General features: G+C 49.2%; 12 protein-coding genes. 5 read left to right on the top strand and 7 right to left on the bottom strand.

What is annotated here, in order from left to right:
- From LBF86_00805 to LBF86_00795, 3 genes are all read right to left on the bottom strand, one after another.
- A partial coding sequence (locus tag LBF86_00805; GenBank protein ID MDR0664051.1) for a hypothetical protein occupies nt 1-212 on the bottom strand: 212 nt, incomplete at its 3' end.
- Between the two features lie 223 nt (nt 213-435).
- Entirely contained in the window at nt 436-3,243 is a 2,808-nt protein-coding gene (gene uvrA, locus LBF86_00800) for an excinuclease ABC subunit UvrA (protein MDR0664050.1), read from the bottom strand.
- Complete coding sequence (locus LBF86_00795; GenBank protein ID MDR0664049.1) at nt 3,240-3,989, bottom strand: sulfite exporter TauE/SafE family protein; 750 nt, start codon at nt 3,987-3,989, stop codon at nt 3,240-3,242. Before LBF86_00795 ends, uvrA begins: the two co-directional genes overlap by 4 nt.
- Nucleotides 3,990-4,083: 94 nt before the next feature.
- Between LBF86_00795 and LBF86_00790 the strand changes: the two genes are divergently transcribed.
- From LBF86_00790 to LBF86_00770, 5 genes are all read left to right on the top strand, one after another.
- Nucleotides 4,084-4,512 carry a chemotaxis protein CheX gene (locus tag LBF86_00790; protein ID MDR0664048.1) on the top strand — a complete coding sequence of 143 codons (429 nt, stop codon included), beginning with the start codon at nt 4,084-4,086 and terminating at the stop codon, nt 4,510-4,512.
- The gene (gene fliN / locus LBF86_00785) at nt 4,509-4,826 is read left to right on the top strand and encodes a flagellar motor switch protein FliN (GenBank protein MDR0664047.1); all 318 of its coding nucleotides are present in this window, start codon (nt 4,509-4,511) and stop codon (nt 4,824-4,826) included. Before LBF86_00790 ends, fliN begins: the two co-directional genes overlap by 4 nt.
- Nucleotides 4,823-5,581, top strand: coding sequence for a hypothetical protein (locus LBF86_00780; GenBank protein ID MDR0664046.1), 759 nt, complete (start codon nt 4,823-4,825; stop codon nt 5,579-5,581). The genes fliN and LBF86_00780 overlap by 4 nt, the downstream gene beginning before the upstream one ends.
- A 423-nt stretch (nt 5,582-6,004) precedes the next feature.
- Complete coding sequence (locus tag LBF86_00775) at nt 6,005-6,835, top strand: site-specific DNA-methyltransferase (protein MDR0664045.1); 831 nt, start codon at nt 6,005-6,007, stop codon at nt 6,833-6,835.
- The gene (locus LBF86_00770) at nt 6,826-7,404 is read left to right on the top strand and encodes an HNH endonuclease (GenBank protein ID MDR0664044.1); all 579 of its coding nucleotides are present in this window, start codon (nt 6,826-6,828) and stop codon (nt 7,402-7,404) included. Before LBF86_00775 ends, LBF86_00770 begins: the two co-directional genes overlap by 10 nt.
- A 2-nt stretch (nt 7,405-7,406) precedes the next feature.
- On the opposite strand, the gene LBF86_00765 is transcribed toward LBF86_00770, so the two are convergent.
- From LBF86_00765 to LBF86_00750, 4 genes are all read right to left on the bottom strand, one after another.
- Nucleotides 7,407-8,699 (bottom strand): ComEC/Rec2 family competence protein, encoded by a 1,293-nt coding sequence (locus tag LBF86_00765; protein MDR0664043.1) that lies wholly within the window; start codon nt 8,697-8,699, stop codon nt 7,407-7,409.
- The gene (locus tag LBF86_00760; GenBank protein ID MDR0664042.1) at nt 8,699-10,141 is read right to left on the bottom strand and encodes a replicative DNA helicase; all 1,443 of its coding nucleotides are present in this window, start codon (nt 10,139-10,141) and stop codon (nt 8,699-8,701) included. The genes LBF86_00765 and LBF86_00760 overlap by 1 nt, the downstream gene beginning before the upstream one ends.
- 2 nt (nt 10,142-10,143) lie before the next feature.
- On the bottom strand, nt 10,144-10,644 hold the full coding sequence (locus tag LBF86_00755; protein MDR0664041.1) for a nitroreductase family protein: 501 nt from the start codon (nt 10,642-10,644) through the stop codon (nt 10,144-10,146).
- Nucleotides 10,645-10,713: 69 nt separating this feature from the next.
- Nucleotides 10,714-11,625 (bottom strand): FkbM family methyltransferase (locus LBF86_00750; protein ID MDR0664040.1); only part of this gene is annotated, 912 nt, incomplete at its 5' end.

Raw genomic sequence — 11,625 nt, 5'->3', positions numbered from 1 at the left:
ACTTGATCTTCTAACCGCTTTAGCCTACTTTCGTCGGTATCAGAAAAAGCCTTCGCGCTTAGCGCCCCGCTTTCAGCTTTGCTCTGTTTGTTTGTAAGCGTAATATATTCGTCGTTCTGCTTTAATTTTTTTACAATTGCTTTGTCATGTCCGCCGCCGCTACCTCGCCCTATAAAAAACTCCCCTTCAAAGGCTAAAATGCTGAAGGTCATTATTTGTTCCGTCCAAATCGATTCTCCATTATCAAAAAGTTCGCCGTCCGTAGCGTAAACAGTTATCGCGCTCTTAAAATAAAACCTACCTTTAATAATTGTCCAACCGCGATGGATTTGCAAAAATATATCGCTAGACGCCGCTTAGTCAAGAAATCTCGCGCGGGCTATCCGTCCATTTAGAGCCTTCATCGCTTTAAAAGGCGATTGCGGCGCTAAACGTCTAACTATTAAACTCCTTGTCGAGAAAAAATCCCGTGTAACTGCCCGTAGTTTTATGCTCTTTTGCTACGACGGCGGGCGATCCTTCGGCGATCAGCCGTCCGCCGCCGCGCCCGCCTTCCGGTCCTAGATCGACGATCCAATCGGCGTTTTTAATTACGTCCATATTATGTTCGATCACGATCACCGAATTGCCCAGATCGGTTAAGTGTTGCAAAACGGCTACGAGTTTATCCACGTCGGCAAAATGCAGACCGGTCGTAGGCTCGTCGAGAATATAGAGCGTCCGTCCCGTATCCATTCTCGACAGCTCTTTTGAAAGCTTGATTCGTTGCGCCTCGCCGCCAGATAGCGTTACGCCGTTTTGCCCTAACATAACGTAACCCATACCCACGCTTTGCAGCGTTTGGAGTTTTTGGGAGATTTTGCGGTGGCTCGCAAAAAACTCCAGCGCCTCGTCCACCGTCATATTTAGCGCGTCCGCGATTGTCTTGCCCCTGTATTTGACCTCTAGCGTCTGCGGGTTGAAGCGGCTTCCGCGGCAAGCGTCGCACTTGACCATAATGTCGGGCAGAAAGTGCATCTCTATCTTGATCTCGCCGTCGCCTTGGCAGCTTTCGCACCGCCCGCCTTTGACGTTGAAACTAAAACGGCTCGCCCCGTAGCCGCGCATTTTCGCCTCTTTCGTCTGCGCGAACAGCGCGCGAATATCGTCCATCATGCCCGTGTATGTCGCGGGGATACTGCGCGGCGTGCGCCCGATCGGCGACTGGTCGAGGTAGATTACCTTATCTAAATGCTCCATGCCCTCGATCGTTACCCCTTGAATCTTTTTGATCTTGCGCGCGTGGTTTAGCAGCTCCTGCGCCACAGGCAACAGGGTTTGCAAAATTAGCGTGCTTTTGCCGCTGCCGCTCACCCCCGTAACCGCGACGAAATTGCGAAGCGGCAGTTTGATCGATAGATCGTTAAGGTTGTTTAGCGTTACGTTTTTGATCTCCAGCCAATCGGTCTGTTCTCTATATTTGGCGCGATCAATGCGTTTGCGTCCGTATAAGTAGTCAGCCGTCGCCGTATTCGCCGTTTTTAACGCGTCGAGCTCGCCCGCAAAAACCACCTCGCCGCCGAATCCGCCCGCGCCCGGTCCAATATCGATCACGAAATCGGCGCTCGCGATCGTCTCTTTGTCGTGTTCGACTACCATTACGGAGTTGCCGCGATCGCGCAGATTTTTTAACGTTCTAATCAACTTAACGGTGTCGCGCTCGTGCAAGCCGATCGACGGCTCGTCTAGCACGTACATCACGCCCGTAAGACCGCTTCCTATCTGGCTCGCTATGCGGATTCGCTGGCTTTCGCCGCCGCTGATCGTCCTCGCGTCGCGCCCTAAGCACAGATAGCCAAGCCCCACGTCGTTTAGGAAAAACAGCCGCTCTCTGATCTCCTTTAAGATCGGCGCAGCGATTGTCTTTTGCTGATCGCTTAGATTGGCGAATTTACTTTCGTCGCTAAAAAACGCCGACGCCTCGTCGATTGGCATATCGATCGCCTCGCCGATAGTAATTCCGGCGACGCGCACCGCTAGGCTTTCGGGGCGCAGGCGACGACCCCCGCACGAATCGCACGGCTTTTCAATCATATACTCGTTAATATCGCGCTCGTCTTTGAACATCTCGTAGGCGATATTGAGCAGACCGCTCCACTGCTTTTCGATCAGGTGATATTTCCAATGAAAGCTAACCTCCGTAATCGATCCGTGAAGGATAGCTTTTTGCTCGTGTTCCGGCAGGGTTTCAAACGGAACGCGAATATTGATATTCGCCTGTTCGCAAAAGGCGATTAAAAACTTGTCGTAGTAGCTATTTTTGTAAAAGATTTTAACCGCGCCGCCTGCGATCGAAAGCGAAGGGGTAATGATCTTTTGCGCGTTAATCGCGTAGCGCGCGCCAAGTCCGTCGCACGCGGGACACGCGCCTTTGGGCAAATTGAACGAAAAGCTAAGCGGCTCTAGCGGCTCGAAGCTGACCTTGCAGTCAAAGCACGCCAAATGCTCCGAGTAGTGGTAGCGCTTTGCCGCGCCTACCTCTTCGGCGTTTTCCACCTCGATTTCGGCTTGCCCAAAGCTCTCTTTGAGCGCGCGCTCGACGGCGCTCGCTATGCGATCGGCGTTTTCTGGTTTGACCACCGCGCGATCGACGATCGCTATGATGGTGTGCTTTTTGTTTTTGGCAAGCTCGATCTCCTCGTCTAGCCGCGCCGTTACGCCGTCTATCTGCGCTCTGACGAAACCTTTCTGACGCAGGCTCTCGATCTCGTCGTGAAAACTGCCCTTTTTCTCTTTAACGATCGGCGCGGCGATAATAATCTTGCTGTTTTCGGGCAGTTTTAGCGTCTGCTCTACTATATCGGAGGCGCTCATACGGCTGATCGGTTTGCCGCATAGATGGCAGTGTTGAACGCCGATTCTCGCGTATAGCAAGCGCAGGTAGTCGTAGATTTCGGTGATCGTTCCCACCGTCGATCGCGGGTTTTTGCTGGTGGTTTTTTGATCGATGGCGATCGCCGGGGTAAGCCCTTCGATCTTATCCACGTCGGGTTTGCCGACGCGATCCAAAAACTGCCTCGCGTAGCTTGAGAGGCTCTCCACATAGCGGCGTTGCCCTTCGGCGTAGAGCGTTTTGAACGCCAGCGTGCTTTTGCCGCTTCCCGATATGCCCGTTATAACCACCAATTTATTTTTTGGGATTTTAAGGTTGATATTTTTTAAGTTGTTTTCGCGCGCGCCGCGAATATCGATATGGTCGATCATATTTCGCCTTTTGCGATTTTGTAGATCATAATCGCGATCATCAAAATATAGACGATCACGACCGCCCATTTGTGATGTTTTGGGCTGGTTTTGGAGGCGAGCCAAATGCCGCCTTGCACGCCCCCAAGCGCGCCAAGCGACAAAAACGCGCCTTTATAAAAGTCGATCATACCGCTTACGGCGTAGCTCAGAAACGCGCCGCTACCTACAAAAAGCACGAAAAAGAGGCTGATCGCCACCGCGTTTTTGATCGGCGCGCCAAGAAAACCCGTCATAATCGCCACCAGCAAAAAGCCGCCGCCAACGCCCGTCATTCCCGCGTAGATACCGACGAGAAATCCGACGGCAAACGCCAAAAAATGCGGCGGCGTTTTAGCGTTTTTATCGCCTTCGGCTTTAGCGGTTACAATGCGCAAAAAGCCGATAATTAGCATAATCAAGAAAAATAGCGCGGCAAAATGCGTCGAAACGAACCCTAACAGATACGCGCCTAGCGCCGCGCCGCTCACGCCGCCTAACCCAAGCCACGCGTAATCGCGGGGGCTGAACATTCCGTTTTTGATATGCGAATAACTGCCCAGTATCGACGAAAAGGTCATCTGCATAGACGAAAGCGCGATCGCCGATTTCACGCCCTCGCCCAAAAGAACGCATAGCGGCACGACCACAAGCCCGCCGCCGATGCCGAAAAAGCCCGATGTTACGCCCGCGACCGCGCCGACGCATAAAAATAACAGATATTCCATTTTTTCCGCCGATTGTTACAAAACCTCGAATTATACCCATACTTTTAAGCCCGCGCGGCTAAAATAACGCTTGGTTAGATAAAGGCGCGGAGATATGAATCTGGAGAAAGCTCTGGTTGAAGCCGCCGAGTATTTCGCTCGCGAAATGCTTGCGGACAAGGCGAGGTTAACGGCTTCAACGCCGCGCAAACGCGCTTGGACGGCTAGTATCGACGTTATCGGCGACGAAAGATGGAACGTAAAAATACATATCTCAAAACCCGTTCTTAAAAAAATGGCGGGACTCTTTCTAAATATAGAATCGCCGAGCGACGAGGAGTTGCGCGATCTGCTAAAGGAAGCGTCCAACGCCGTCGCGGGACGCGCCAAAGCCGTCGCCTCCGATCGCGGATTACAATTCGCCATATCGACGCCGCGTTTCGAGGGCGGATCAAAACCGATTCGCAACGACGCGGAGATAATTTTACATTTTCTTTTCGCTAACGACGTATTTACCATATCCGCTAAACGGGAACGGCAATGACGAACCAAACGAATCAAGAGGCAAAAAACGCCGACGAGATGATCCCCGATTTTTCAGAGTTGCTGGCGATGGAGATCGAGCTTGTGTCCGATTTAGGGCAAACCACGCTGCCTTTGCGCGAAGTGCTAAATTTGGAGCGCGGATCGGTAATCGATCTTGGCAAGCCCGCCGGCGAATCGGTGGAAATATATGTCAACGGACGGATTATCGGGCGCGGCGAGGTGATGGTTTATGAAAAAAATCTCGCGATCCGCGTCAACGAGGTGCTAGACGCTAACGCGGCGCTTTACTATTTTGCGAAAGAGACAAATTGAAACGAGTCGTCGTTATTTGGTTTTTGTGCTTATCCGCGTTATGCGCGGCGGCTGTAAAAGACGCTAGAACGGACTTTATCGACGGTACTCTAGAGTTAACGCTTTTTCTGGATTCGGCGTTTAACGGCAAAATATCGCAAACGCGCGAAGACTCCCAAATCGTGCTGACGATAGAGGAGTTGCAAACTCCGTCGCCCTATGTTTTCGCGCCAAAAAAAGGCGATCTGGTTTCGACGCTTCGCGTATCGCCTCGCGATCGGCAAACTATCGTAAGGATTTCGCCTAAAAGAGAGATTGTAGCCAACGCGGTAATATCCGACGATAAGAAAACGCTCTCGATTCGTTTGAGCGCGGACGCCGACGCCGCCCCTCCCAAATCGCCGTTTGACGGTATTGAGTTGACGCAAAGCTATATGCTGGCGGGGATTTTCATAGCTTGTCTTCTGTTGCTGTGGATCGTGGTTCGGCTTTTAAGAGGCGGCTCCAGCGGCTCGTGGCTGTTAGGCAAAACTAAAGAAGAGACCGTGTCGATCGTATGGCAAAAACCAATCGATGGCAAAAACCGCTTTCTCCTAGCGCGTTTTCGCGACAAAGAGTATCTACTGTTGATCGGGCAGAACAACCTTTTGCTCGACTCCAACGGCAAAAACGCGCCAATAGACGACGAGGCGTTCGACGCGCTGCTTCGCGCCAACAGCGTCAAATTATCCGATTACCTTAAAGATAATCAAAGCTCAAAGAAGCGATCGTCGTGACTCGTCGGCTAAGCGGCGATAAAAACAATCAGATATTGCCAAAATAGCCACAAAATAAGCGTCGCTACAAAAACATAATGCGCGTAACGACTAAATATCGCCGCGATACTAAGCGCGATATAGCTTAAGCATAGCCAAAGCGGAACGGAAAAATCCCACTGAGAAACGCTAACGTTAAAAAGAGCGCCGATCTAACAGATTAAACGGCGGCGCGTCTTGCTTGCCAGCCCGCGCGCAGCCTGCCTCGCGGCGATCTAACCGATAACTCCGCAAAACGCGCAAGAAAGCTCGATCCAATCTGTTTATAAAATACGAGAACGCGGCGATAAGCGCGCTTTCGCCCGCTTCGTAGCGTCCCAGTAAAGTCATAAGCGCTATTATATCAACGCTACGCAAGTCCCAGAGAAATTACGATAAGTAAGTATGAGTAATATCAAGATAATAAAAGCGCAAGAGCGGGTTATATCTCCTGGCAATGCGCAAGACGAGTACTTCAGGTTTTCAAACGCCGTTTTGTATCGCGGCGACGCGCTGGAAACCGATACCTTTTGCAGCGAGTTCGCCGATCTGATCGTAACGTCGCCGCCCTATAACGTGGATATTCAATACGGCTCAAACAGCGACGCATTAACTTATAAAGAGTATTTGGCTTTTTCTGAACGCTGGATCAAAAATTGTTTGATATGGAGCGCTCCGCAAGCGCGTTTTTTACTAAATATCCCGCTTGATAAAAATAAGGGCGGGCAAAAAAGCGTCGGCGCCGACTTAACAAGAATCGCGCAAGATGTTGGCTGGAAATATCATTCGACAATCGTTTGGAACGAAGGTAACATCTCAAGACGTACCGCGTGGGGATCATGGCTTTCGGCTTCATCTCCGTTTGTGATAGCGCCCGTAGAGCTTGTCGTAGTGTTATATAAGGAAGAGTGGAAGAAAACTCGCGGCTCTCGCATTTCCGACATAGACAAAAAAGAGTTTATGGAGTGGACAAACGGATTATGGACGTTTAATGGCGAGAGCAAAAAGCGTATAGGACATCCGGCGCCGTTTCCTATGCAACTGCCCTATAGAGCGATTAAACTATTCAGCTATGTAGGCGATGTGGTGTTTGATCCGTTTTCTGGCAGCGCCACGACTATGATCGCCGCCATAAACAATAAAAGAGTCGCCGTTGGGTTAGAGATCGATAAAAATTATTGCGAATTATCCAGAAAAAGGATATTGCGCGAAATTGAAATATGGAACTGCAAATGACGCAAACCGAACTTATATTCAAGTTTTTTGAAAATAATCCAAACAGGGACATAAAACATGCGGAAGTTGTGGATTGGGCAACGGCAAAATGGAAAGAAATAACGGGAAAACCGTATAGAGACCCCGATAGACAAATTAGAAAATTACACCAAGATGGTAAATTGCAAAAGATCTGCAAAGGCGTATATCGTTACGATCCCAGCCTTATTATAAACCGATATTTAGAAGATTTCACCCAAAAGCAAAAAGAAGCTGTTTTGAAACGCGACGGCTATCGTTGCGTTATATGCGGCAGAGGGCGCAAAAACGGCGTGGAGTTATGCGTAGATCACATAATACCAAAAGAACTTGGCGGCAAAGCGACGATAGAAAATGCTCAAACGTTGTGCGCGCAACATAATATTAAAAAGAAGCATTATAAGCAAACCGAAACCGGTAAAAAGATGTTTATTCGCTTGTATGAACTCTCTAAAACTTTGGGCGATGATGAAACCAAACGTTTTTGCGAAGAGATATTAGAGGTGTTTGAACGGAATAATGTAAACGGACATATCGAGTGGAAAAAGTAAAATTAAAGCCGCATGGGAGTAAGCAAATACTGCCAGAATAGCCACAAAATAAGCGTCGCTACAAAAACATAATGCGCGTAATGACTAAATATCGCCGCGAGACTAAGCGCGATATAGCTTAAGCATAGCCAAAGCGGAACGGAAAAATCCCACTGAGAAACGCTAACGTTAAAAAAGGCGATCAACGCGGAATCTAATAGATCGCCTAAACCGATCGCGTGCAAAATAATCTCTAAAATATAAAACGGCGTATAAATTAGCGTCAATATAGGACTAAGCAGTTGCGTATGCGCCGTAGGAGGGAAGAAATAATGCACAATCGGAAGCATGGCGGCAAAGACATAGATCGACATGCCGATCGCGATCGCGATTTTAGATCGATCGCCAAAATACCGCAGATATAAAAATATATAAAACACGCCCGCGACGCTAAGCAAAAATCCGATCGAAAAAAGCAGTCTCGGCGCGAAGGCGATCAGCGCGAGCGAAACGATAAGAAGCGTTTCAAAACTAACGACTTTAATATGTCTAGCAAACAGAAACAGTCCGAATATAAACATCGCGTAAGCTCGAAGCAAAGAGGGAACCACGCCCGTAAAAATAAGATAAACTCCAAAAACGGCGATCGCGATCGCGCTGAGATCGTAGAAACCGTTTCGCCAAGGGAAAAACCTCGACTGCAATATGCGATACGGAAAGCCTACGAGCGCGCCCAAAACCAGCGACAAAACGCTTAAATGCATACCGCTCAAAGCGATTAGATGAGCGGCGGCGTATTTGACTACCGCCGATCTTAGCTCCGCGCTTTGCGGCGAAGCGAAAAATATCGCTGGAAATAGCTCGCGCATATACGCGTTTTCGTGCTGATCGGCGATAAACGATACGGCGCGATCGTATAGGCTATCGCTTTTTACTTCATAAAACGACGGCAGGATCGAAATCTTAAAACTAGGCGCGTAGAAACCTCGCATAAAGTCGAGAAAACCGATATTCTCCGTTATGATCGTAAGAGAGACGTCGCTCTTAGTTAAATCGTCGCGCAAATCCTCAAAAGTGGAGGTAAAAAATACGCCGCGCTCTTTGCTTTCAAGACGCAATGTCCAATAGGCTTTGCCGTTTTTATTTAGTTTTAGCGTCTGCCTTGCGATCGTGGCGTTAATATCGCAAAACTTTTGTTTTTTCAGCTCCAAAAACCGGCTGTATTCAAAAAACAGATTAACGCTAAGCGCCGCCGCGCAAACGGCTATAAATAGGGCGAGCGATTTGAACGAATAAAATAGATCGAGCCGTTCCACTAAAGCGGCGGCATATCCGCGTTTTTGTATTCCACTTCTACGCGCGTATCGCGGTAATACCGAGTCTGCGCGCTTAAATGAAGATCGTCGTCAATAAAGCGCGTAAAGGCTTTTTGGAAGATCATCTTAATTGTGCCGGTCTCTCCGTTTCGGTGCTTTTCTATAATAATCTCCGCTTCCTCTTCGGGCTTTTCTTTAAACTCCGATCGATAGTCTTTGCCCTCTTTTAGCGCCTTTTTCTTCTTTTCTTTTTCCTCTTTCGCGGCGTAAACGTCCTCGCGATGAACAAACATCACAATATCCGCATCCTGCTCGATCGAACCGCTTTCGCGTATGTCGGCGAGCTTCGGGCGCTTTTCGTCGCGGTTTTCCAGCCCTCTATTTAATTGGCACAAGACAAGGATTGGTATCTCAAGTTCCCGCGCTAGAATTTTAATCCCGCGCGAAATATCGCTGATCTGCTGTTGCCGATTGGTATCCGCGCGATTTTGATCCGCCATCAAGCCTATATAGTCGATAATCGCCAATTTGATTTCGGGACGCTGTATTTTCAAATGCCTAAGACGGCTTCTAAGTTTATTGATATTCAGCGACGAATCGTCGTCCACAAACAGCTTGCTCCGCCCAAAAAAATCCGCCGCGTCGAGTAAGCGCGCCCATTCGTTGTCGTCGAGATCGCCCACCTTGATTTTGCTCATGGGCAGACCTGTCTTGATCGACAAGAGACGGAACATAAGGTCCTCCGCCGACATCTCAAGACTGAAGATCGCCACGCCCTCGTCGTTTCCTAAAACGTTCGCGGTAAGATTCACGGCAAACGCGGTCTTGCCCATGCTAGGACGCGCCCCAAGCACAATCATATCGCCCGCGTGAAAGCCGTTAGTCATTTTGTTTAACCCGTGAAAGCCCGTGTCCAAGCCCGTTACAAGTTTGTTGCCGCGCGCCTTGATAGCCTCGATCCTTTCCAGCGCGGAAGCGGCTATCTCTTCGCCGCTTCTAAATTGCTTGGAAGAGGCGTCGTTTCCAAGTTCAAATATCCGTTTTTGCACGCGATCGATCGACTCCGCCGCGTCAAGTTGCTCTTCGTAAACTACCTGTTTAATCTCGGTGGTGAGCTTAATAATCTCGCGCTTTAACGCCAGCTCTTTAATCTCGTCGATATAGGCGTAGGTGTTGGACAGCGGCGTGGTAGCCAAAATGTCCAACATGACGTTTTCGTCGTATCGAGCGCTTTTAATTAGCCTTTTACGCAAAAACTCCTCGTCGATCGGGACGCGATCGGCGTTTAATTCGCCCATAGCCGCGAAGATCGCCTGATGCGCGGGTAGGTAAAAGTCGCGCTCCGTCAACCGCTCCGCCGCGTCGGCGTAGTAAGACGGCTCAAAGAGAATCGAGCTTAAAACGGCGCGCTCGATATTTAAGTTGTAAAGCTCGATTTCCAATCTTAGTATGCCTCGTAATGGACGCGCTTCTCGTCGTAGCGGAGCTTAGGCGTTTTGCTTTCGGCGGGGTAGCCGATCGCGATCGTGGCGAACGCCTCTATATGATCGGGTAGTTTGAAACGCTCTTTGATCCCCTTCATCTGCGGCTTAATGTCCATAATCGCCATCCAAACGCCGCCAAGCCCTAAATACACGGCTTCTAGCAGAATATTTTGGCACGCCGCGCCCAAATCCTGCTGAACGTTTTCGGGGTAATGTAGTTTCGCGCCGTTTTGCAGAACCATAATTCCCAGCGGCGCGCCTAATAGCGGCTTGCTATATGGGCAGATACTCGCTATCGCCTCTTTGCTCTCTTGCTTAGTTATAATCAAGAACTCCCACGGCTGCTGATTGCCCGCGCTTGGCGCCTGCATCGCCGCGCGGAGTAGTTTTTCGACCTTTTCAGGCTCTACTTGCCTGTCTTGAAACTTACGAACGCTAAAGCGGCTGAAAATCTCTTTCATCGCCCACTCCCTCTATCGAGTTAAAATCAGGGCGATTTTAGCAAATCCCAAATAATCCTTAAGCGCCCTCTACCTAAGTCGCAACATATCCTTGATGGAGCGTCCGATGGGACGAAGCGCTCTTTTTGGATAACGAATAAAATTGCGAATCGAATCGCCCATATTTCTAAAGTCTATCGTTTTAATCTTTTTTTCTTTCCACCCTATACGCAGAAAGTTTTCCAAAATACGCTCCGCGTCGTCGCGGCGCATATCGACGTAGTATCGGTTAATACTGTATATATAGACGATCTCATAGCCGTTATTAACAAGAACGTCCTCAAACCTCTTATGGCAAGGCACGCTACTGCCGGGAATTGTGGATTCGACGCAGAATACAGCCGGTCTAAACTTGGCGAAATCAAGACCAAGCAACACATATCTTTCGTATCCCTCTACGTCGATCTTGCAAAAATCAATCGCCTGATCTTGCGTTGGCAGATATGTTTGCAAAATCTCCGTCAGCGTCCAGACGGGCGTTTTTGTCATTGTGAAATCCGCGTTATTTTGACGTAAGCTATCTATCGTCTGCGGATCGCAACTGCTTAAATCGCCATAAACGGCGAACTCCAACTCGCTTTTTTGATCGGAACAACCGAGATTTACATTGACGTCTCTAGGTCGCGCCTCTTGCAGTTTTGCAAACATATCGGGTCTAGGCTCGATATTGATACCGCACCAACCTAGCGAATATAAGAGTTTCGTAACGCTGAGCGAGTGCGGATCGGCGGCTCCTACGTCGATATAAAATCCGCTCTGTTTTTCTCCAAAAGCGTTATAAAGAATCCAATCCTCTCTTACTTGACTAAACGATATAAAACGGCTTTTGGTAGGCAGAAACCAAAATTTTCGCCTTCGGGGGGGGGGGGGGGGCGACCCAACGCCCGCGCTTTTAGGCGGCGCGGTGTTTTCATTTACGCTATCAGAAGCGGTTGCGGGAGT

Source organism: Helicobacteraceae bacterium (assembly GCA_031258155.1).
In the GTDB taxonomy this organism is placed as follows: Bacteria; Campylobacterota; Campylobacteria; order Campylobacterales; family SZUA-545; genus JAIRNH01.
The sequence above is the reverse complement of the archived record's forward strand: the minus strand, read 5'-3'. Positions and strand labels throughout refer to the sequence as shown.